This window comes from Bradyrhizobium sp. LeoA1Lang (assembly GCF_055413685.1).
The window spans coordinates 1-20,680 of the sequence record NZ_JBVAPG010000113.1 but is presented as its reverse complement, the minus strand read 5'-3'; the positions used below and the strand labels follow the sequence as shown (position 1 = coordinate 20,680).

Below are 20,680 nucleotides of genomic sequence, written 5' to 3'. Positions count from 1 at the left end.
TTTGTCGTGATGACCAAGGACATTCTTGCGTGCCGCTCGCACCGAAATCGTGCGACTGCCACGCATCGCATCACTTCGTGCGCTTTGATTGTGCTGATCGCGCTAGTTGCGGTGCTCGTCCCCTTGCAGATAGAGGCGTTTCCGCTGGGCGGTGATCAGACGGTCTTGCCGAGCGGGACGGAGTTTTCCGAGGAAGCGCTGGCGAAGCCGCGCGAACTGTTCCACTCGGAGGCCATGGGCGGGCACAAGTCCTATTTGGTCAACCTTGGCGATCTCGCATTCAACTCGCCTTCCATCCTGGGCGGCAAGGCGCGACAGGCGGAAATGAGCTGCGGCACCTGTCACGTCAACGGGACATCGAATCCGAAACTGTTCGTTCCCGGTGCCTCCTCGCGCCCCGGCACCTTCGACACCACCAGCCTGATGTTCAATCCAAAGGCATTCAACAGCATTCTCGATCCGGTCCGGATCCCCAGCCTGCGCGGCGCGCGCTTCCTGGCGCCTTACGGGCATGACGGCCGCATAACCTCGCTGCGTGACTTCATATATAATGTGATCGTCAATGAGTTTCAGGGGCCGCGACCGAGCGATGCCGTCCTGGACGGCCTTGTCGCCTACATCAACGACATCGATTTTCTACCCAATCCCAGGCTCGCGCCCGGCGGCATGCTTACCGCACAGGCGAGTGCTGCCGAGCGCCACGGCGAGCAACTGTTCTTCAAGCCGTTTCCGCACCAACCCCAACTCAACTGCGCCACCTGCCATGTTCCAACGGGTGTCTTCACCGACCAGGCCCGCCACGACGTGGGCTCAGGCGGTCTGGTGAAGACACCGACCTTGCTCAACGCCAACTTCAACGCGCCCTACTTCCACGACGGCCGGTACGACACCTATGAAGAAGTGGTCGGACATTTCGACCGCATATTCGATCTCGGTCTCTCATCGCAGGACACGCAGAACCTCGTCGCCTATCTGACCGCGATCGGCGACGGCGACCGCCCCTTCGACAAGGACGGCGTGGCGATCCGGATGAAGGAAGTGCGTGAACTGGCGAGCGTCCTCGAGTTGGCCATTCCCGCCGCGGATACAGCCGTGGTCTCGCTGGCGGTCACTGGCGTAGGCGCCGAGCTGCGTGAATTGACCGAGCATATTCCGGACATCAGGTATGCTTCGGTCGGGGGTCAGGAAGAACGGCTCGCGGCACGCACCGCCGTCAAGGACCTGGTGCTCAATCTGCGCCGGATTGATCTTGCGGTCGCTGCCGGCCATCTCGACGAGGCCATGGCCGAATACGAGACTTTCTCGATGCTCGCGACCTTTGACGTCCCGGTCGCGTTGAAAAAGGCCGAACCCTGGTCGCTGTTCAATGCCAATATTCACCAGTCGCACTATGCGGCGCTTGGACGGATGCTGCAATCGACAGCCAAGCAATCGCAGTAGCCGCTCACTCCGCGCCAGGCGGAGCGACCCATACGTCGCTCTGCCGGATGCGATCGATCAACGCCCGCGGATCGAATTTGCGCGCGCCGGGGGGAATTTCGAACGATTGTGCCGGCTGCGGCTCGTCGCGGATGTTCTCGACGGCGATCATCGTCCCGTCCACGGTCTCGATCTGCACCGGAAACTTGCGCTCCCGGTCGACCCATCCGACAAAGCCGCCGCCGGAAGCCGCGACGATCCGATAGGTGTCCGCCTTGCGATCTCCTACTGTTCCTTCCCCGTCGCGCCCGCAATGCCATCTATCGGGATCCACCGGCGCCGCCAGCGACGCGATTGCCCGCCACTGCCGGCAGGGCTCGTCAGGATCGACCGGGACAAACATCTGCGTAAGCGGACTTGATTGCATCGCGTCCATGAACACTTTCGCATGCGGCCGCACGAAAGTGGCCGCAGGCTTTGCCCCATCGACCAGAAAGAAGCCATCGGCGAAATCGGTCGTCTCTATCCTCACTTTGCTTTCAGACACGCGCTGGCTTCCCACCCGCACGACCTTCTCACCCTGCCTGGTGACAAGGTCGGCGGAAAACTGCTGCGCCGATGCTGAAACGCCGGCGAGCGCCGAACCGACCAAGGCAAGCAGGCATGCTCGCAGCCTCTTGTTCCCCAACGTAGTCATCCGGTCTCGATCCATCGGAAAACCTCGGCGCGGCGCAAAAAAATGCGGTGGTGCCGACCGAACTATCGGTTCGATCGGCACCATCTTCAGATCTGTCGTTCTTGGAACGCTGTTTAGTTATTCGGTATAGGACAGCGTGACCGGTTTGCTGAAGTCGAACGCATCGAACATGTCAGCAAGCGCGGGGCTGTTGGTCGGCACATATTCGTTGTTCCGCGAATATGTCGGGTTCGGCAGATTGTCCCGGCTGCGGTTCGTCAGCGCCTGCAGGCTCCAGTTACGTTCGATGAACTTCAGCAGCGAAACGTGGTCGCCGTAGTTGTGGTAGATCTTGCCGCCGGTCGAATAGGGCGACAGGATGAGGATCGGCATACGCGCTCCATCGCCGAAGAAATCGATCGACTGGATATAGCCCGAGTCCCAGTAGCCGCCGGCTTCGTCCCAGGTGATGAACACCGCGGTCTCCGCCTTGAGCTCCGGATTGTTGTCCAGCGCGTTCAGGACATTCAGCGCATAGGCCTCGAACAGATCGACCTTCGAACTTTGCGGGTGGCCGTCGAGCAGACCATCCGGCTTGCCGAACGACACCGAAGGCAGGGTGTTGTTCTGGATCGCCGTGATCAGATCGGCAGTGTCCTTGATGTGAGCCTGACGCACGGTCGGGTTGGCCATGATCGAGGTCGCATACTGGAACGGATTGCAGATCTGGCAGTAGGCCACACCGAGCGCGTGGGCCGGATCGGCGAGCGCAGCCGCGGTGAGATCCGGATTGGTCGGGTTGGCGGCAACCGCGGCGTTCGAAAGCGCCACGGCGTCGTTATACGCACCACCATAGAAGGCCCAGGAGATCTTCTTCTCCATCAGGGCATCGCCGATGGTCCGCACCGACGACGGCGGCATGCTGCTTCCGCCCGCCAGCGCACCGTTCGGCAGATAGCCCGGATCGGTGTTGTTGAGCATATAGTAGTGGTTGGGCTTGCAGTTCGGCTCGGCCGCATACGGCAGATTGTTCAGATAGGTCACGATCGGCTTGACGCCGGGCTGGAACACGTCCGAGCAATCGCTGAAGTTGCCGTCCACCGTGTAGCGATTCACCGTTCCGGACGCCGGATTCGGGTTTGCGATCTGGTTTGCAGGCGGCGTGGTCGGGTTGCCCTTGCCGTCGCTCCAGAAGCCCGCGTCACCGGTGCCGAGCATGAAGTGGTTGGCGCCGGTGCCGCCATGGAACGACTGGTGGAAGTTGTCGCCCAGGGTGAAGCGATCAGCCAGCATCTTCAGGATCGGGGCCTGCCCCTGCTGGGCATTGTAGAAGCCCATCGAGTTGGCCATGCTCTTGTTGGACGTCGAGTAGGTCGCCATCACGAACGGAAACAGGTCGCTGAGGCAGCCGGAGTTGTTGGCCTTCGTGGCGCTGGCCGCACTGCAGTCTTCCTGCTGCCAGTCCTGATAGAACCGATGCGTGGTGTCGCCGGTGTAGTCGTCGTCGCTGATCTGCTCACCCTGCAGCGCGAACGGTCCGGTCAAGTGACCAGCGCCGGGAACGCGAGTATCAAGCGCGCCAGTCGGCAGGCCGCTGAAGCCGGTCGTGAGGATATCGAGGTCGCTCGAATCCATATCCTTTTCGACGCTGGCTTCGGCGATCGTCTTGAACGGAGGTGACGCATCGCTCTGCCCGGTTGGCGTGCCCGCCGTGTTCGGCTGCGGCATTGCATTGGTCGCACTGTAGGGCGACTTCGCGATCGTCGGCGCACCAATATAGAAAGAGGACTGCGCGGCGACCGAGTATTGCTGGGCTTGCGCGAAGTTCGGACCGGGCGAGCCATCCTCGTTGACGATGCCCTTGGACAGCAGGTTGGAGATCGTCTGTCCCCTGCCCTTCGGCTTGTACACTCCGAACGTGTGGTCGAGCCCGCGATTTTCGCCGATCAGGATGATGACGTGCTTGATCGGCGATGCGGTCTTCACTTTGTCAGCCGGATCATTGTCCTTGTCACCGTGGTCGCCATGGTGGCCATTGTTATCGTGACCGTTGTCACCGTGGTGACCGTTCCCGTCGTGATCGTTGCCCTGATTGTCGTGGGCGAAATGATTGTGATGCGAGCGCTTGTCCCAATCACTTCGTCCGCCGGGATAATGTGCTGCATAGGCGGCTGTTGCGACAGCGACTGTTGAGATGACGCAAAGTGCCGTGGTGGTTCGCCAGTTCTTCTTATGATTGAAAGTCATTATCGACTCCAAAGGTTGTGGTTGGCGACACATTGTCTAATGCGGCAACATGACGCACGCTTATCGTTGCTGTGAAAGCGCGCGAGAAATTTTGACTCGTTCAAAAAATTCTCTGCGCTGCATCTGCGGCGACGATGCATGCATCGCGACCGATGCCATTCGCATCGCACGACAGCGCACAAGAATTGTTGGAAGTGATGCACGCGATGCGATCGCGCGAGGATTTCCGCGGAGGCGAATTCGTGCCTCGCAGCAGTGGCCTAAAGCGTGATGACTTTTCTTCGAATCGTCATCTCGCTTTAGCTCTTTGTTTGAGCATGATCTTTTTCGGAAAAACCGGTGCCCACTTTTCCGGATCATGCTCTAGTGAGACAGATGTTTCGACTGCATCACCTGGCGCAGCGCCGCGTAGTGCTGATCATGTACATCTTGGTTGAACAGCGACCATCGTTCGGCACCCGCGAGCAGCGCGGGGACAGCCGCGGCCATGAGATAGCGATAGTTCCTGAACTCAGTCGCGGCGTCAGCACTGCGGCCTTCGCTTACGGCGATATCGATTCGCCGCAGCATAAGGACGAGTTCCTTGAGACTGTTGCGCGCCATGACGCGCTGCTGCGCGCCGCCCGACACGCTGGTGTTCTTTCGATCAGGATATCGCTCAGTGAGCTCGCGCAACTCCTGGCCTATGGTGTCGACGGCAAGCGCGACAATCGCCTTATCGCCCGAGGGAATCGCGGTCGCGAGCACCATGTTGAAGTCATTGATTTCCTTCAGCGTCGCGCCAGCGTCGTCGCGCTCATAGGGCTGCACGCCATCTCCGACCGCTGTGAGATAGGCCACGAGATCGCGCTTGTCCTGCGACGACAGGCCAAGATCGAATGTGCGGTCGAAATGATCGACGACCTGATCAAAGCTGTCGAAGCGACCGTCGTGAAAATAGGGTGCGTTGAAATCCGCGTTGCGCAACGTCGGCGTCTTGAACAGTCCGCCGGAACCAACGTCGTGCTGTTGGTGGTCGACAAAGGCAGCCGACGGGACATGACAGCCAGCGCAGCTCAAGCCGGGATCATGTAGAAATGGTTTGGAGAACAAGGCTTCGCCGCGACGTTCGGACTCGCTGACATTGCCGACCAGCCGGCCGCCGGGACCGAGGCTCGGATTGGGCAGGAAGTCGACGTCCTGAACATAGGCGACGATGGCATCGATGATCGCCGGCGACGGCTCGGGCCCGGCGAACTCATTCACGATGACATTGCGGATGAAGTCGCGCAGCGACGCCGATCGCCCGTCGCTGCCGTAGGGCGCGAGATAGCGCGCACCGCGCAGGCTCGGAATCCTCACGGGATCGAGCACGAGATTGTTCGCCTTCGGATTGAACAAGGGGCCGGTGACATCGAAGTTTCCGGGCCGCGTCGACATCTTCGGCATGAAGAATTTGGCGTTGCCGACGCCGTTGACGTGGCAGGTGCCGCAGCTCACACCGGCTTGCCGTGCCACCTCGCCCAGGATTGCCGGCGAATTGAACGCGAGGTCGCCGAGATTCACCATGTACGATTTCGCACCGGTGCGTTCGGATTGAAACACCTCGCGCGGCTTGTCGAGCGCATCCTCGTTCAGCTCGGTCTTTGTCGGCAGAACAGTCTGATTGCCGTCGACGGGAAAAGCCAGCGCGCGTCCAAGCGACGCAACGACAAGCAGACCGGACGCAAGCGCCGTCAGCCGCAGCCAAGGCGAATTCATCGCACCTGGGCCTCCAGCGTCGACCGTTGCAGTCCAAGCTTTGCCGAAGCAGTCTGCAGCGCCACCACCAGCTCCTCGCTGGCGCGTCGCAACCGCGGGATATCGACATGCGGCAAGTCCGGCGCCGCGACAATCGCTTCAAGCAGCTCGATTCGATTCGTCACCATTTCATCGAGCTTGCCGTCCGCCGTGTTGAGGGCCGCGGAGAAAATCGTGTGATAGGCGAAATCGATGCCGGCGATGTTGTTACGCATGTCATCGAGCGAGGTGCCGCTAATGCGAGACTCGCCACCATCGGCCTTGCTTTCCCCGACTTCGTAAGCGAGCCGGGCCGTCCCATCCAGCAGGCCCTGGGGCGTGAGCTGCATGTCCTTAAGCTTGACGTGCAGATCGTTCAGATGTTCGACCAACGCGGCAGCATCTTTGTCGACGTCGGTCTGGCCTGCGCCGAACAGTTTCGCTTCGATGGCATGGAACCCACTGTCGGCGTTCGGCCAGGCGTCGATCTTCGCGTCAAGCTCAGGCACAAAGCCGGTCGTAAAGACTTCGGAGCGCTCCCAGCCGGCGCGAGCCGAAATCCAGGCTTTCTTCGCGCCCGCGAGATCCCTTACTGCAGCCCTTTCACGCAGTGCTCGCGCACCCGCCAACGCGCTATCAATGCCTTCGATCATGTAAGGCCGATAGCGCTCGGCGCCTTCATCAAGGACGCTAGCGTCTGCGGAACGCAGACCGCTCAACATCACCAGCAAAGCAAGGCATGTCGCCACTCGCATTTTATTCACCGTCATTCACGCATCAGCTATCGCTCGCAGCGACGGGAAATATTGTCAGCTTCCTATGCGGTTTTGTGACAGGCTGATTGCACGTTGCGGTTTTCTGCTGTGCAGAGTTTTTCCGACGATCACATTCTCGAAAGACCGCTCCTGCTTGTGCCGGTTGCTTGAAAATTGAGCTGCTGAGCACGAACGAAATTCTGTGGTAAGCACTCACACACTTCGTTATTCATCGTAGCGCTCATGCCAATCGCCAGTGAAGCTGTGCAGTTCCTCGGATTCTACGTTGCCCTTGGCGCGATGTGCTGCGCGCTGGCACTGATCGACCTTCGTCACGGCATCATTCCGGATGGGTTGAATCTTGCGATTGCCGTCCTTGGTGTTGCCCAAGCCATTGTCTTCGGGAACCCGACAGACGGCTTCGAGGCGCTCGGTGAAGCTGCCGCGGTTTCTGTCATCTTCTTGCTGTTGCGGCGCCTCTATTTTCTGTTGCGACAAGCCGAGGGGCTCGGGCTTGGCGATGTCAAATTTCTCGCAGCCGCGGCGACCTGGGTCGGCATGACAGGCATTCCAACGTTGCTGTTGATTGCCACCTTGAGTGCGCTTGCGGCGGCCGGCAGCCTGCAACTCGCCGGGCGCCAGATGAAGCGCCAGACATCGATGCCATTCGGCCCGTTCCTGGCGCTCGGCCTGCTGCTGACGCCGGCCTTCCAGCGATGGCTCAGCATGAACTAGTGAGAGCGTTTTGGAGCGAAGCATGCCCTCGGACTTGATCCGAGGGTGGATACCGGTTCGCCTGAAGAAACGCGTCGAAACAAGAATCCAGAGCTTCGGTTCTGACTCAATCAAAATCGAAACTCTAGCGCCGCGTCACCAAAGGCGTTCTGATCGTGCTCACCGGGACGAGATGGACCTCACCACCCCCCTCGCCACCTGGCGGCGGCAGTGTAAGCACGGCGCCCTGTTCGTCCTTTTCCATCGTGACCTCCCGGCCGCGAATCGCACTCAGCTTCCAGCCCTGAAAATCTTCGCCGACTTTCAGCCGCAACGCAGCATTGGTTGATTGATCCAGGAAAATGCCGAAGCCTTCGTCGTCCCCGGCAATGGTGCCAACGAGCGACAATTGCGGAGGTTCGGCCTCTTTCTTCCGCGGCGGCGGAGGTTGTCTGGTGACGACAGGCTCGGTGACGGCCACGGGCGGCGGTCGCCGTAAGGGCGAGAACACCGGACGCTCGCGTGTGTTGGACAGTTGCGTCAGCGGAATGCCCCACAACGGATTGGCACTGAGTGGCCGGACCGGCGCCGCCGGTGGTGGAACCGTGCGCACCGTCGTGACCGGTTCGGAAGGTGGCGGCGATGTCAGGACGGGTCCGCCCAGCCGCGTGTCATCCAATAGCCCAGCGTCAAGTGCATCGCCGGATGCATCAGGCGCGGCCGCCGCCATGGATTGGACCGACAACGCGAAGCTCATGACGATGACTGCCAAACGCATTACTTGGCCCCCCGCCACTGTCCGGAGACGCCCAGCAGCACGCGCAGCTTGCCCGGGCCTTCGCCCGAGTTCGTTTTCGCCCCATCGAGGATGGTCTGCACGACGAGCTGGTCAATAAACAAGAACGGCATGCCGGCCTCAAGGTCGTAAAGCACCTGTTGCAGTTGCTGTTGCTCGATTTCGAAACTCGCGACCATGCTGATGAAGCCGGCCTTCGCAGGCGTGTTGGGAACATCGAGCTGGGTCGACAATACGTTGCCGCCGAATTTCGTCACCGAACCCGCCACGCGCTGCAACAGCGTCGCGCCGGCAACCGTGACCGTGGCACCTTCGAGATAGGCCGAGCCCGCCGGCATCGTCTCACCGGGCCCCCCGCCTGCTCTGGGCGTGCGCCCCTCCAACTGCGCCAGCATCGCCGACGACGCGGCGAGTTCGTTACGCTGACCGATAAGATCGGATAGCGACGATACGGCCACGAACAGCAGCAGGATCAGTAGTCCGACATAGGTTGCGGCTGCCACGAACGGCGAGGTGCTGATTGCCTTCAATGACCGGGCCGACGCGTTCATGAGCCGGATCCAAAATACGCTGACATATTGGCCTCGACGTGAAAGCGCTCGCCGGACTCGTTCGCCGCGCGGGTCGTCGGTGCGAAAAATGTGGCGCGGGTGAATTGCGGCGACTGTTCCATTAGGCGAATGAGCGACGGTGCGTCCTGGGTCATGCCGACGACCTGCACCTTGTCGCCTTCGATGCGCAGCTCCGTCACATAGGTCGTGTCGGGCAGCACGCGCGAGAGCGCTTCCAGCACCATCACGCTCGATGGCGTGGTCTGCTTGCGCTTTGCCAACAAACCAATTCCGGATGCCATGCCATTGGCGTCAACCCGCAATGCCGCGCGGCGCTGCGAAATCTGCCGCTGGATATCCTCCTGTTCAGATTGCAGCGAACCGCCGAGATAGATGCTGAGGAACAGCGACGCAGCGGCTGCAATGCCGGTCGAGATCAGGACGACGCGCAACAGGCGCGGCACATTCGGCCCCGCCATGCTGCGAAGCCGCTTGTCGAGCAGCTTCACCCGGATCGGCGCGCCGCTGCCGCCTGCGGCCGGCGCATGGATAGAGACGGAAGCAGCGCCCAGCCTGTCGGCCAACTGCACCAACGGATCGACTTTCGACGCCGAGGTCGCACTGAAGGCAACTTCGATCCGATCGTCAGCAACTGGAACCGGAGAACTCCAGCCGAACACCGCCTCGCTTGCGCCCCATGGCGTCAGGCGGTCGACCTGGGAGCGAATCATGCCATCGAGAAAGTCGGCCGCGCGCATTGGAAAGTCGAGCGGACGAGTCATGACATGGTCGGGCGGCAATTGTACCTCGACACGGCTGCCCTTAAAGGCTGCGCTCCACTGCGCCGGCAATGGCGGCTCTGGCGTGCCGTGCTGAATACGGAAGGCGAGAATTGTCGGAGCGTGGCTGTCTTTCGATGCAGCCATGCTCGCGGTGAATGTGCCGTCTGCATTCTCGTCAAGCTGGATGCGGCGCTGACGCACCAGCCTGTCCGCGACGCCGTCGACCGCACCGGCAACCGCCGCGATCCATTGCTCGAACCACTCCCTGCTCTGCGCGATCATCGCCATCACGTGCTCCCGCGGCGCGAAACGATGTTTCGCGGTGCGACGTCATCTTGCCAGGACAGCACCCGATAGGGCTCGACCTTGTCGCCCATGGCGATCACGACCTCCGAAGTGGTGCGGCGACCATTGCGGAAGCGGATCGTGGTCTCAACGCGATAACAAGGGCTCGTCGCGGTCGAAGCATCGTTCTTCGCCGAATCGGACGGCTGCGACGCAGGCCGGGCGGCGTTCTGCGAAGCCGAATTACCCCTGAACGGATCTTGCTTGTTCGCAGATTTGTCTGGCATGGCCTCGATGACCTCCGGCGCCGCGATCGTCGGATCGACATCGGGAGATCCGTTGAACACCGTCACGAACGGCAGCGCACGCTCCGCCAGCGCGGCCGGCAGGCCTACGACCAGCGCCAATTCATTGACATGGACAAACGGAGCCTGCCGCGGCGAGTAGCCGGCCGAATTGTAACGCGCTTCCTCCTCGTTGGCGCTGCCGGGAACGGGCCGGGTTCGCCAGCCGACGACCCGATCCGCATATTCGAGGGCCGCATCCTTGCCGGCGCCGAGCGCGGTAAACAGGCCGGCCAACATCTCCTTCGGAGCGAGATTCAGATCGATGCGGGCGGCCTCCGAAGTGAAGGCGACCTGGACGCTCGCATCATCCATCCGGAAGTGAAAGGCTCCATGCGGAGGCTTTGTACGTTCGTCCGCCAACGCCAGTTGGTAGGCGGTCAGCTCGAGACTGGCGGATACCAGCGCCTCGGTCTGCAGCGCAGTCTCGTTGACCGCGATCGCCCGCGTGGACGCCGATAAATAGGCGGCAAAGATCATTGCTAGCGATGACAGCGCCGCCAGAATCCAAAGCACGGCGACGATGACGAAGCCGCGTTTGCCTGAGGATCTACGTGCGGTGATCGCCGTCATCACGTCCTCCGGGCTCGGCAGCACCTTGCGTGTTGCCCTTGTTGTCGTCGCATTTGCCGTCCGGCTTCATGCAATCGCTCGGCAATTGGACATGAACAGGCGCGATCGTCGAGACCGACAGCACGCGCTGGCTCGCGGCATCACGCACCGTCAGCTTGATCATCGCCGGCAGCCGGTCCGCGTTTCGCCACGTGCTTTTCCAGACGTGATCGGGACCGGCATAGGCGAATGACAGACGAAAGGGCGCGCGCAGCAGCACCACCGGGTCGCCGAGATGCGCTTGTTCCGACAGCGACAGCCCAACGGGCAACGGCGTGAAGCGCGCCCGCGAGCGGACCGTGACGAACTCGCCGCGATCTTTGGTTTCGCCGAGACGCACCACATCGAGCCCTGGCCCGGCGTTCGGGCCTACCGCCGTTCGCACGAACATGACAGACAATTCCGATCCGTCGAACAGCGGCCGGCGCGAGTCGCGGTTGGCGGGAACGAATTCGGCAGCGGCTAGGTCCGCGGCAATCCGCTCGAGCGCAATGCCTGTCAGTTCGCTGCGCTGGATCCGGCCAAATCCCTTGTTCCAGTTCGGCAGCCACTGCGCGGTGATGGTCGCGAGCGCCGACAGCAGTAACCCCATCAGCGCCAATGCGACGATGGTTTCTATCAACGTAAATCCGCTCTCATGCGCGCGTCGCTTTACCGATGCCGGGCTCATTCTGATGGCCTCGGCATCAAGCGCACGGTCCGAACATCGGACAGCGCACCAGTGGGCGACCTGACGCGAATGCGAACCAGTTCGGGCGTCCATGGCACATTGGCGCCTGGGACATTCCAATCGTCGCCAAGCGGACTGACGTCGATGGTCCAGCGATAGCCCTCGGCCTGGCCCGTCGAGGTGCCCTGCTGCAATTCCGAGCGAGGCGGAACGCCCACCGTCATCAAGGTGCGCGCCGCCTGCATCAGCGCCACGTGCTGCTCCAATGCCCGCACGCCGCGCATGTTGCCGGCCATGACGGTGCCGATCGCGATAATGGAAACGGCCACCACCGCCAGCGCCACCAGCACCTCGATGATCGTGAAGCCCGCGTCGGGGCGATCAGTTGGTGGCGGTGTCACGGGAAACAACCTCGACCCTTCCGGTAAGCCAATTGACGCGAATCTCATAGCCGGCGTCGAACCGCGTCAGCGCGATGGATCCGCCACATGAGCTGCCGTTGGCGAAGAAGCGAATGGTCGACAGCGCAGCCTGCCGTTGGCAGGTTTGCGGCAACAGCGCATCGAAGCGTACGTCCTCGGGAATGCGGACCGTCGATCGCGACGAACCGGAATGGATCACGCGGCTCGGCGCGTCGACCAGCGTCGCAATGCTGGTATTGCGATTGATGGCGGCGTTGCGGTCGGCTTTCAGGAGCGTCGCGGTCTGCAACGCATAGGCTTGCAAACGCGACCGCGATGTCTGGCGTGGAATGAACGGCAGCAGCACGGCAGCCAGCAATGCGATGATGGCGAGCACACACACCATCTCCAGCAAGGTGAAACCGCGCTGCGTGACGTCATTCATCTCGGGAGGCTGTCGTCTTTTCGAGGGAAATGTCGGCGGAATTGCCGCTGCCACCCTCCTGGCCATCGGCGCCATAGGAGACGATGTCATAGGGACCATGCTCGCCGGGTGACCGATAGACGTAAGCGTGATTCCAGGGGTCCTTCGGGACATTGCCGCCCTTCAGATACGGCCCATTCCAGGCGGCAAGCCCCGGCGTCCGCTGCACCAGCGCGGCAAGACCTTCAGCAGACGAAGGAAACCGGCCGGCGTCGAGATAGAACAGGTCGAGCGCGCTCGAGAAACTCTGCAGTTGGATGCGCGCGGCCTTGACCTTGGACTCGCTGAGATAATTGAGCACACGCGGACCTATCAAGCCCATGATCAGGCCGATGATGGCAATCACGACCAACATCTCGACCAGCGTGAAACCCTCTTGACCGCGATAGGCGTGCTCGCGTCTCTCGCGGGCGGCGCCTTGATCCAAGCGAGTGACGAGCAATTCAGAAATACTCTTGAGCGCAATCATGATGTAACCCTTGCTCTTAACCGACAAGTTGCGTGACCGACAGCAGCGCCGTCATGACCGACACGATCAATCCGCCGACGACCGTGCTGATCGTGATGATCGCAAGCGGTCCGACGATGCCGACGATACGGTCAAGGCTGCGCTGCAGTTTTGCTTCGTAGAATTCGGCGACCCGTCCCGCCAGGACCGGCAATTGCCCCGTCTCTTCACCAAGCCGAAGCATGCGGACCGCCATCGGCGGCAGGCTGTTGGCAACGGCAAGCGCCTCCGACAACTTCCCGCCATGCCGGACGCGATCGGCAGCGGCCGTCCAGCTCGCTTCGCTTCCTGTCACCGCCATGATGTCGACCAGGATACGCAAGGTGGCCGTGAGATTGACGCCGCTGCCGAGCAGGACACCAAGATTGCGGCAGAACAGGCTGGCGCCATAGAACTGAAAGATATTGCCGATAAGGGGGAGCTGCGACAACCCGTTCACCATTGCCGCGCGCACGCTTGCCTGGCGAAACAGCCACCAGACGATCGCGATGACCACAGCCGCGACCAACATGGCTGCCGTCGCATTGGCGCGCAGGAAATCGGACAACTGGATGAAGGAGGCGAGCGCCGTATCGGACTTCGCGCCGAAATCGCCGAGCACGGTCGAGAATTGCGGCAGCACGAACAGAAGAAAGAACAGCATCACGCCCGACGCCGCAACCAGTACGAAGGCGGGATATTGCATGGCGTCAGTGAGCTTCCGCCGCATCTGTTCGGAACGCGCGCGCTCCGCGCCCAGCATTTCCAGCACGGAATCGAGCGTGCCGGAGACTTCGCCGACGCGCACCAACGCACCATACATCGGTGGAAACAAGTTCGGATGATCGGCTACCGCATCGGCGAAACTCTCGCCGGCAAGCAGAGCCGCCCGGATCTTCGCCACCACGGGGCGCATCCGTCCCACATCGGCATCGCCGGACAGCAGTTCGAGGGCATCGTCGAGGCGCGCGCCGGCCTTGAGCAGCAGCGCAAGGTCGCGTGTGAACGTGGTGATCTCGGCAGCACTCGGCCGGCCGAACAGGCCGTGACCTCCCGAACTGTGGGACGCCCGCTTGTCTTCGATGGTTTCGATCGGCAGCAGCCGCAGATATTCGATCCGGCGCGCGACCTCGGCGGCCGTCGGTGCGCTGATCGTGCCGTTCACGATCTCGCCGTTCTGGGTCAGGGCGCGGTAGCGGAAATTCGGCACGTGGTCACCGCATGGTCGTGACGCGGAGAATTTCGGCAGGCGACGTCAGCCCGGTGCGGCACTTGGCGATGCCGTCGTCGAGCATTGTCGTCATCCCCGCGCGGATCGCCATCGCATCGATCTTCAGTCCGTCGGTCTTCTCCCCGATTAGTTCGCGCAATTCGTTGGAGACTTCGAGCAGCTCGAAAACACCAAGCCGGCCGCGATAGCCGGTGCCGCCGCAACGTTCGCACCCGCAAGGCTCCTGGATCGTTTCACCGGCGCGGAACTCGAATGCGACAAGCCGCGGATCCTCGGCAAAATCGGCGGGCCCAAGCGTCCGTCCTGATTTGCAGCGTTCACATAGCTGCCGGACAAGACGCTGTCCGATCACGCCGCGCAGCACCGAGCGGAGCAGATAGCCCTCGACGCCGAGGTCGAGCAGGCGCGGCACCGCCGCGGCCGCCGTCTCGGTATGCAGCGTCGTCAGCACCAGATGGCCGGTGAGAGCGGCATGGATCGCGACATGTGCGGTCTCGGAATCTCTAATTTCGCCGACCATGATCACGTCCGGGTCCTGGCGCACGAACGAGCGCAGTGCGGTAGCAAAGGTCAGGCCGATCGCGGGCTTGATCTGGGATTGATTGACGCCGGGAATTTCGTATTCCACCGGATCTTCAATCGTCAGGATCTTGCGCGTCGGCTCATTGAGGATCGAGAGGATCGTGGCAAGTGTCGTCGTCTTGCCGCTACCGGTCGGACCGGTGATGACGATCATGCCGTGCGGCAATGCGAGAAGCCGCCGCAGCTTGCTTTCGTCTGGCGCGGAGAATCCCAATTTTTCCACGACCAGCAATCCGCGATCCTTCGGCAGGATGCGAATGACGGCCGATTCGCCGTGCTGCGTCGGCATGATCGCGACGCGGATGTCGATGTCGGTACGCCCTGCCCGCAACCGCGCCGCACCATCCTGAGGCAGCCTGCGCTCGGCGATGTTGAGATTGGCGATGATCTTGATGCGGGAGATGACGGCTTGCGGCAGCACGCCGGATAGCGCCGCCACCGGCCGAAGCAGGCCGTCGATGCGCAGGCGGACCACGAGGCTGGAAGCGAACGGCTCGATGTGGATATCACTGGCGCGAAGTTCGACAGCTTTTTCTAGCAGATCATTGACCGCGCGAACCACCGGCGCGCCGCTCGCAAGATCGCGCAAACTCTCGATGTCGTCCTCGCGCGGCAGCGTTGCCGCCGGTCCGGCCGCGTCCATGTCATCGACGTTCAGCCGTTGATCCAGGACGACGGCAACGTCCTCCGAGGTTGCGATCTTGATCATGACGGCAGTGCCGAGCACGATCTGCGCCGCGCGTTGCGTCGCCTGATCGGTCGGATCGACGACCACGAGCGTCATCGTTCCATCGGAGGTGGTGCACGGATAAACCATGGTCTCGCGCAGGAAGCGCTGCGAGAACGACGCTACTAGCGGCGCCGCCGACATCATCTCCTGCAGGGTCATGCGTCCGAGCTCGAAAAAGCGGGCGGCCTCGTCGGCAAACTCGGCGGGCGAGAGATTGGTGATCTCCCAAACCTTGTGGTGACGGCGATCGGAGCCGCTCTGTCCCGCCGGATCCGTCTCACCATCAACCGGCGTCAAATGCTTGTTCTGACGGAGGTAGTCGACGAACTGCGAGGACCGATCGCTGGCCATTTCGTCTTATCCGTCACATTGGTTTGGAGCAGCGCGGACGTCAGGCGTGTTGTTATCGATCCGAAGTATGACAGGCATACGAATGCGGCGTTTGCTCATCGCTAAAGAAAATTTTGAGACTGCCCTCCCCGATTTGAATTGCTGCCTCATTTTCATGCTTCGGCGTGCATCGCAGAATGGTAGCCAGGGCAACAATCACGCAACCAATTTATTTCTGTCATGTTCGCTCGCTAATAATTCGAGGGGACAGGGGCGGATTGTCGAACATCCTCCAGTCGGAACTGGCAAGAAGTTATGGTGCGCGTAGGCAAGCTGGGCCGCTACCAACGGATTCGCGGCGGCATTGCCGCCGCTTTTGCATTGCTGTCGCTGGGGCTGTTGGCGTCCTGCAATTCCGCAACGGTTGGCGGAGGCGTGGATGCGGCTCAAGTCGACATCTCCGACAAGGTACGCTCGCTTGATCTGTTGCCGCGGCAATCGCAACCCGTGAACGCCTTGGGCGCCGCTGGCGCTCAGAATGGCAGTGTTCGCGCGGCGATGTATGAGGGAGCCGAAGTCACGGCGGTGTCGGACGAGCGGCTGCAGCCGACAGCGAACGGCAACGGCTTCGATCTGAACTTCGAGAACACGCCGGTTGCGACCGTCGCCAAGGTCGTGCTCGGCGACATACTGCATGTCGGCTACACCATCGACCCGCGGGTGCAGGGCACGGTGAGCCTGGTGTCGGTCCGTCCAGTGCCGAAGTCGGACATCGTGTTCGTGCTGGAAAATGCCTTGAGATTGAGCGGCGTCGTGCTGCTTCGCGATACGACCGGCTACCGGCTTACGCCACTCGGCGACGCGGTCGGCGGCGGCCGGGTCGATACGGCAAGCGGCAATCCCGAACCCGGGTTCGGCGTCTCGGTCGTGCCCTTACAATATGTGTCGGCGCAAACCCTGCTCAAGCTGATGGACAGCTTCGCCACCAAAGCCGGCGCCGTGCGCGCGGATACGACACGAAATCTCATCCTGATTCAAGGAACCGGCGCCGAGCGCCGCACCGCGGTCGATACGGTGCTGAGCTTCGACGTTGACTGGATGCGCGGCCAATCCGTCGGCATATTCCCGATCTCGAGCGGCTCGCCGGCGCCGATCATCGCCGAGATGGAGAAGATCGTCGATTCCGGCGAGAACGGCCTCAGTCAGAACATCATCAAGTTCCTGCCGATTGCCCGCCTCAACGCGGTGCTGGTGGTGACCAAGAAGCCGGACATGCTTCGCACGGCGGCGACCTGGATCAAGCGGCTTGATCGAAACGATACCGCGCGGACCACTGTCCACGTTTATCGCGTCAAGTTCGGCGACCCCCGCCAGATCGCGCGGGTGTTGACGGATATGTTCCTCGGCGGATCGTCGTCGAGCGTGGCCGAGAGCGCCGACAGCCAGATCGCGCCGGGTTCCGGAATCGCGGCAACTTCAAGCGCCGGGGATCGGCTCTCGCTCAACGGCAATTTGGGATCAAACACAAATGGCGGCTTTGCCTCGCGCGGCAATCTGAGCATGAATGGCACGCCCGGCCTCGGTGGCAACGGGGGCCTCGGCGCGCAGCCTGCCAGTCCCAATCAAAACGGCGGTGGCGCTCCGCTCGACAGCGGCCGCGGTTCCGGAAACGGCCAGCCCATGATGCAGGACGTGCGGATCACGCCCGACACCGTCAACAATACGCTGCTGATCTACGCCGACCAGGCGAACTACCGGATCATCGAATCCACGCTGGTACAGATCGACCAACCGCAGTTGCAGGTCGCGATCGATGCGACGATTGCCGAGGTCACGCTGAACAATACGTTGTCTTATGGCGTGCAAGCCTACCTGACGAGCCGGAATGTCGGGTTGAAGCCGAACACGGGCTCCGTTCTCAACACCCAGGCCACCGCGGCGCCGACGACAATTACCGACCCGACGACCGGCGCGGCCACCGTCGCCGGATCGGTCACCAACGCTTTCATCAATCGGGCCTTCCCCGGCTTCAACTTCCTGATCGGGTCGGAAACCCAGCCCAGCCTGATCCTCGATGCATTGCATGCGGTCACCAGCGTCAAGGTGCTCTCCAACCCGTCGCTGGTGGTGATCAACAACCAGGTGGCGACGCTGCAAGTTGGCGACGTCGTGCCGGTGTCGACCGGGAGTGCGACGGTGCTGACGACGAACAACACCGTCGTCAACACGATCGACTATCGCAACACCGGCATCATCTTGCGGGTTTCGCCGCGCATCAGCGTCAATGGCAATGTTCGGCTCGACGTCGAGCAGGAGATCAGCAACGTGCCCGCAGCCAGTGCGAACAGCCTGACGCCGACGGTGTCGGAGCGGCGGGTCAAGAGCCAGATCTCGGTGGCGAACGGTCAGACCGTGCTGCTGGCGGGCCTGATCAGCGAACAGCAGAACGGCACCCGCAGCGCCATCCCGGTGCTCGACCAGATTCCGGGCCTTGGCGATGCCTTCGGACACCAGAGCAACAGCACCCAGCGCACCGAGTTGATCATCTTCATCCGCCCGCAGATCATCCGCGACGGCTCCGATGCTCACGTCGTGGCGGAAGAACTCCGATCGAAGCTGCGCGGCAGCATTGCCACGACTCCGACCAACGCCGCAATCACGACCAGCTTCCATTGAGCAGGACCACAGAATGCTGAGCATCCGCGCCGCGCGCCGATTTCTCCTCGCGCTGCTGGCCGTTGCTCTTTCAACTGCCGCCGCGCCGGTCGGCGCCAGCAGTCTGTCGCGCGGGACCGCTGCGTTCCATCGCGGCGACTACATTCGCGCGTTCCGAGAGCTTGCACCGCTGGCCGAACGCGAGAATGCAACCGCGCTCGGCCTGCTCGGCTTCATGTATGAGCACGGCTTCGGCGCGCCGCAAGCCTATGACGCCGCCGCCGATCTCTATGCCCGCGCCGCCATTCAGGGCAATCCATTCGCGCAAGCCATGCTTGGCCTCTTGTACGACAAGGGCCACGGCGTTCCGCAGGATTTCGTCCTCGCCTATAAGTGGCTCAATCTCGCGGCGGCGCGAACCAGCGGGCGCGAGCGGGATGCCTATGCACGGTTCCGCAACGCAGTCGCTTCAAAAATGTCGACCGATGAGATCGTGATCGGCCAGCGGCTGGCGCTGAACTGGGCGCCGGCGTTTCCTGCGCCCGCCCTGCGACTGTCGCACTAAGGTTGGCTGAACGCATCCGCTGCGCCGTCCGTCTCGTGAAGAGACGGGGCCGCGCTGCCGACCGTGTCACAGAAGCGTCAACCCTCCGGCAGCCCGTCGCAATGGGTTGCGATTTGTGACAGGATTGCTACCGTTGCATGTCAGTTCGACTGCGCGGGAGCAGGGCCCATGAGTATGGAGTGGCGGGCGCGGCCAAATCCGGTGGTTCGGTGGTGGGGTCTGTTGGCCCTTATCAGCGGCGCCAACATCGCGCTTTGGTTCTTGCTGTACGGCGAGTTTCACAAAGTTCCCTCGGGTGGCCTAGTCAGCAGCTCCAGCACCCAGTCCATGTTCCTGCTGTCCGCGGCCTATGTCTTTGGCTGCGCCTTCAGGTCGCTGCTGCCGCGCGCGGATGTTCAGCGCATCTGCCTGGTCGACACCTGGCTATCGAGCGTCTTCGTTGGCCGATCGGTGGCGACCGTGGCCGAGATCTGCTTTGCGGTGCAGTGGGCGATCATCCTCAACCAATTGGGCGGGATGACCGGCGCGGACACCACGTTGAACGCCGCGCAGTTGATCGTCCCCCTGATCCTCATTGCCGAGTGCTTCTCATGGTACGCCGTGGTCTCCACCAACTATCTGGGCAATGCCATCGAGAACTCGATATGGGCGATCGCCTTCTTCGTTGTGGGGGTTGGCCTTTGCCGGCTGCTGCCTGAATTCAACGGTCCGGTTCGCATCGCCCTCATCGTCGCGATCGTGGGAATTGCGGGTTATCTGGCCTTTCTCATCACGATCGACGTGCCGATGTATTTGAGCCGATGGCAGGCCGGTCTTGCCGATGGCAGCAAGCTTCTCGGTTTTCTCGAGGGGCTCCACGACGTGAGCACGCGCTGGGTCGTGACGCACGATTTCGAGCACTGGAAGGACGAGATTGCCTGGATGTCGCTTTATTTCAGCGCGGCCGTCTGGGCCAGTCTCGCGCTTTGCGTCGCCTATTCGCTCGACGGTCATCTGCCGCAATATCGCACCGAGGCGGCGGCCGCGAACTGCCCGGCAGCGGTTTGCAGCTTGCCGCAAGGTGCCCGCGAGGACAGATATTTTCGTGTGGCCTACGCGCCGACTTGAGGACGGCGACGGCGAGCGACTGTCGTCCCTGCGAAGGCAGGGACCCATAACCACAGGGAGTTGTTGTGGCGCGAGCAAGCGGTTGCAGCGGAGCACATTACGAAATCCTGTGGTTATGGGTCCCGGGTCAAGCCCGGGACGACGTGGGGAGAGGTTCGGATTCAACAAACAGCGTGAGGATGTGAGTCCGCCTTCTCGCGGCGCTTTGCGTCCGAGCTTTGCGTCTCGTTCCACCCTCTCATTGAACAGAGGGCGCAGGGAAAGCCGGGTGCCGGTTGCACCCATGGGCCCCGTGCAACAAAAAGCACGGGGGTAGGACCACAGGTTCAACCGAAGCATTCCGGCTTTCCCTGCGCGATGGTTTACGGCTTACTTCGTGCTCTCCCCGGTGACCGGCTATTTGATGCACACATCTTTGTTGCGAAGATCGGCGAAGACTGATTCCCTGGCGGGAGGCAGTCTTGTGGAGAGCGGTCTTATGTCGATGGAGGTGGGGCTG

Annotated in this window: 19 protein-coding genes; 5 read left to right on the top strand and 14 right to left on the bottom strand. The window is 61.9% G+C overall.

Translation table 11 applies throughout. The features are described from left to right. Positions 1-90 precede the first annotated feature (90 nt). Positions 91-1,440 (top strand): cytochrome c peroxidase, encoded by a 1,350-nt coding sequence (locus ACZYOF_RS30100; RefSeq protein ID WP_282530632.1) that lies wholly within the window; start codon positions 91-93, stop codon positions 1,438-1,440. Positions 1,441-1,444: 4 nt separating this feature from the next. Here the strand turns inward: ACZYOF_RS30100 and ACZYOF_RS30095 are convergent, their stop codons facing one another. The 4 genes from ACZYOF_RS30095 to ACZYOF_RS30080 all read right to left on the bottom strand — a co-directional run bounded on the left by ACZYOF_RS30095 (position 1,445) and on the right by ACZYOF_RS30080 (position 6,870). Further along, complete coding sequence (locus ACZYOF_RS30095) at positions 1,445-2,116, bottom strand: hypothetical protein (protein ID WP_463718038.1); 672 nt, start codon at positions 2,114-2,116, stop codon at positions 1,445-1,447. Positions 2,117-2,233: 117 nt separating this feature from the next. Beyond that, positions 2,234-4,342 (bottom strand): alkaline phosphatase family protein, encoded by a 2,109-nt coding sequence (locus ACZYOF_RS30090; protein WP_282530634.1) that lies wholly within the window; start codon positions 4,340-4,342, stop codon positions 2,234-2,236. A gap of 363 nt (positions 4,343-4,705) precedes the next feature. Continuing rightward, entirely contained in the window at positions 4,706-6,082 is a 1,377-nt protein-coding gene (locus ACZYOF_RS30085; protein ID WP_282530635.1) for a cytochrome c peroxidase, read from the bottom strand. Beyond that, the gene (locus tag ACZYOF_RS30080; RefSeq protein ID WP_463718037.1) at positions 6,079-6,870 is read right to left on the bottom strand and encodes an EfeM/EfeO family lipoprotein; all 792 of its coding nucleotides are present in this window, start codon (positions 6,868-6,870) and stop codon (positions 6,079-6,081) included. Before ACZYOF_RS30080 ends, ACZYOF_RS30085 begins: the two co-directional genes overlap by 4 nt. A gap of 228 nt (positions 6,871-7,098) precedes the next feature. On the opposite strand from ACZYOF_RS30080, the gene ACZYOF_RS30075 reads away from it, so the two are divergent. Then, a complete protein-coding gene (locus ACZYOF_RS30075) occupies positions 7,099-7,590 on the top strand; it encodes a prepilin peptidase (RefSeq protein WP_463718036.1) in 492 nt (163 codons plus the stop codon). Positions 7,591-7,714: 124 nt separating this feature from the next. Here ACZYOF_RS30075 and ACZYOF_RS30070 read toward each other — a convergent pair whose 3' ends face one another. The 10 genes from ACZYOF_RS30070 to ACZYOF_RS30025 are packed head-to-tail and all read right to left on the bottom strand — an operon-like array spanning position 7,715 to position 15,875. Further along, positions 7,715-8,347, bottom strand: a complete 633-nt coding sequence (locus ACZYOF_RS30070; RefSeq protein ID WP_463718035.1) for a hypothetical protein — start codon at positions 8,345-8,347, stop codon at positions 7,715-7,717. Beyond that, positions 8,347-8,916, bottom strand: coding sequence for a type II secretion system protein GspM (gene gspM, locus ACZYOF_RS30065; protein WP_130580401.1), 570 nt, complete (start codon positions 8,914-8,916; stop codon positions 8,347-8,349). The genes ACZYOF_RS30070 and gspM overlap by 1 nt, the downstream gene beginning before the upstream one ends. Beyond that, positions 8,913-9,986 carry a PilN domain-containing protein gene (locus ACZYOF_RS30060; protein ID WP_463718034.1) on the bottom strand — a complete coding sequence of 358 codons (1,074 nt, stop codon included), beginning with the start codon at positions 9,984-9,986 and terminating at the stop codon, positions 8,913-8,915. The genes gspM and ACZYOF_RS30060 overlap by 4 nt, the downstream gene beginning before the upstream one ends. After that, on the bottom strand, positions 9,986-10,900 hold the full coding sequence (locus ACZYOF_RS30055) for a type II secretion system minor pseudopilin (protein WP_463718033.1): 915 nt from the start codon (positions 10,898-10,900) through the stop codon (positions 9,986-9,988). The genes ACZYOF_RS30060 and ACZYOF_RS30055 overlap by 1 nt, the downstream gene beginning before the upstream one ends. Further along, positions 10,878-11,609, bottom strand: coding sequence for a PulJ/GspJ family protein (locus ACZYOF_RS30050; RefSeq protein ID WP_463718032.1), 732 nt, complete (start codon positions 11,607-11,609; stop codon positions 10,878-10,880). The genes ACZYOF_RS30055 and ACZYOF_RS30050 overlap by 23 nt, the downstream gene beginning before the upstream one ends. Continuing rightward, positions 11,606-12,010, bottom strand: a complete 405-nt coding sequence (locus ACZYOF_RS30045; protein WP_463718031.1) for a prepilin-type N-terminal cleavage/methylation domain-containing protein — start codon at positions 12,008-12,010, stop codon at positions 11,606-11,608. The genes ACZYOF_RS30050 and ACZYOF_RS30045 overlap by 4 nt, the downstream gene beginning before the upstream one ends. Then, a complete protein-coding gene (locus ACZYOF_RS30040) occupies positions 11,991-12,455 on the bottom strand; it encodes a type II secretion system protein (protein WP_130580406.1) in 465 nt (154 codons plus the stop codon). The genes ACZYOF_RS30045 and ACZYOF_RS30040 overlap by 20 nt, the downstream gene beginning before the upstream one ends. Continuing rightward, positions 12,448-12,963 carry a type II secretion system major pseudopilin GspG gene (gene gspG / locus ACZYOF_RS30035; RefSeq protein WP_245476401.1) on the bottom strand — a complete coding sequence of 172 codons (516 nt, stop codon included), beginning with the start codon at positions 12,961-12,963 and terminating at the stop codon, positions 12,448-12,450. The genes ACZYOF_RS30040 and gspG overlap by 8 nt, the downstream gene beginning before the upstream one ends. Positions 12,964-12,979: 16 nt before the next feature. Continuing rightward, positions 12,980-14,191 carry a type II secretion system F family protein gene (locus ACZYOF_RS30030; RefSeq protein ID WP_463718030.1) on the bottom strand — a complete coding sequence of 404 codons (1,212 nt, stop codon included), beginning with the start codon at positions 14,189-14,191 and terminating at the stop codon, positions 12,980-12,982. A 4-nt stretch (positions 14,192-14,195) separates the two neighbouring features. Further along, positions 14,196-15,875, bottom strand: a complete 1,680-nt coding sequence (locus tag ACZYOF_RS30025; RefSeq protein ID WP_463718029.1) for a GspE/PulE family protein — start codon at positions 15,873-15,875, stop codon at positions 14,196-14,198. Between the two features lie 294 nt (positions 15,876-16,169). On the opposite strand from ACZYOF_RS30025, the gene gspD reads away from it, so the two are divergent. The 3 genes from gspD (at position 16,170) to ACZYOF_RS30010 (ending at position 20,181) form a co-directional block, all read left to right on the top strand. Further along, positions 16,170-18,530, top strand: coding sequence for a type II secretion system secretin GspD (gspD, locus tag ACZYOF_RS30020; protein WP_463718028.1), 2,361 nt, complete (start codon positions 16,170-16,172; stop codon positions 18,528-18,530). Between the two features lie 13 nt (positions 18,531-18,543). Further along, positions 18,544-19,074: a tetratricopeptide repeat protein gene (locus ACZYOF_RS30015; protein WP_394570251.1), complete on the top strand. Its 531-nt coding sequence runs from the start codon at positions 18,544-18,546 to the stop codon at positions 19,072-19,074. A gap of 168 nt (positions 19,075-19,242) precedes the next feature. Next, a complete protein-coding gene (locus ACZYOF_RS30010; protein ID WP_463718027.1) occupies positions 19,243-20,181 on the top strand; it encodes a hypothetical protein in 939 nt (312 codons plus the stop codon). The last annotated feature ends 499 nt before the right edge of the window (positions 20,182-20,680 follow it).

What these genes read in the sequence shown, in the direction of transcription:
- gspM (WP_130580401.1), bottom strand. Translation starts at nt 8,916, where the DNA reads ATGAACGCGTCGGCCCGGTCATTGAAGGCAATCAGCACCTCGCCGTTC.
- ACZYOF_RS30060 (WP_463718034.1), bottom strand. Translation starts at nt 9,986, where the DNA reads ATGGCGATGATCGCGCAGAGCAGGGAGTGGTTCGAGCAATGGATCGCG.
- ACZYOF_RS30090 (WP_282530634.1), bottom strand. Translation starts at nt 4,342, where the DNA reads ATGACTTTCAATCATAAGAAGAACTGGCGAACCACCACGGCACTTTGC.
- ACZYOF_RS30075 (WP_463718036.1), top strand. Translation starts at nt 7,099, where the DNA reads ATGCCAATCGCCAGTGAAGCTGTGCAGTTCCTCGGATTCTACGTTGCC.
- ACZYOF_RS30070 (WP_463718035.1), bottom strand. Translation starts at nt 8,347, where the DNA reads ATGCGTTTGGCAGTCATCGTCATGAGCTTCGCGTTGTCGGTCCAATCC.
- ACZYOF_RS30055 (WP_463718033.1), bottom strand. Translation starts at nt 10,900, where the DNA reads ATGACGGCGATCACCGCACGTAGATCCTCAGGCAAACGCGGCTTCGTC.
- ACZYOF_RS30025 (WP_463718029.1), bottom strand. Translation starts at nt 15,875, where the DNA reads ATGGCCAGCGATCGGTCCTCGCAGTTCGTCGACTACCTCCGTCAGAAC.
- ACZYOF_RS30095 (WP_463718038.1), bottom strand. Translation starts at nt 2,116, where the DNA reads ATGACTACGTTGGGGAACAAGAGGCTGCGAGCATGCCTGCTTGCCTTG.
- ACZYOF_RS30080 (WP_463718037.1), bottom strand. Translation starts at nt 6,870, where the DNA reads ATGACGGTGAATAAAATGCGAGTGGCGACATGCCTTGCTTTGCTGGTG.
- ACZYOF_RS30040 (WP_130580406.1), bottom strand. Translation starts at nt 12,455, where the DNA reads ATGAATGACGTCACGCAGCGCGGTTTCACCTTGCTGGAGATGGTGTGT.
- gspG (WP_245476401.1), bottom strand. Translation starts at nt 12,963, where the DNA reads ATGATTGCGCTCAAGAGTATTTCTGAATTGCTCGTCACTCGCTTGGAT.
- ACZYOF_RS30015 (WP_394570251.1), top strand. Translation starts at nt 18,544, where the DNA reads ATGCTGAGCATCCGCGCCGCGCGCCGATTTCTCCTCGCGCTGCTGGCC.
- ACZYOF_RS30010 (WP_463718027.1), top strand. Translation starts at nt 19,243, where the DNA reads ATGAGTATGGAGTGGCGGGCGCGGCCAAATCCGGTGGTTCGGTGGTGG.
- gspD (WP_463718028.1), top strand. Translation starts at nt 16,170, where the DNA reads ATGGTGCGCGTAGGCAAGCTGGGCCGCTACCAACGGATTCGCGGCGGC.
- ACZYOF_RS30085 (WP_282530635.1), bottom strand. Translation starts at nt 6,082, where the DNA reads ATGAATTCGCCTTGGCTGCGGCTGACGGCGCTTGCGTCCGGTCTGCTT.
- ACZYOF_RS30050 (WP_463718032.1), bottom strand. Translation starts at nt 11,609, where the DNA reads ATGAGCCCGGCATCGGTAAAGCGACGCGCGCATGAGAGCGGATTTACG.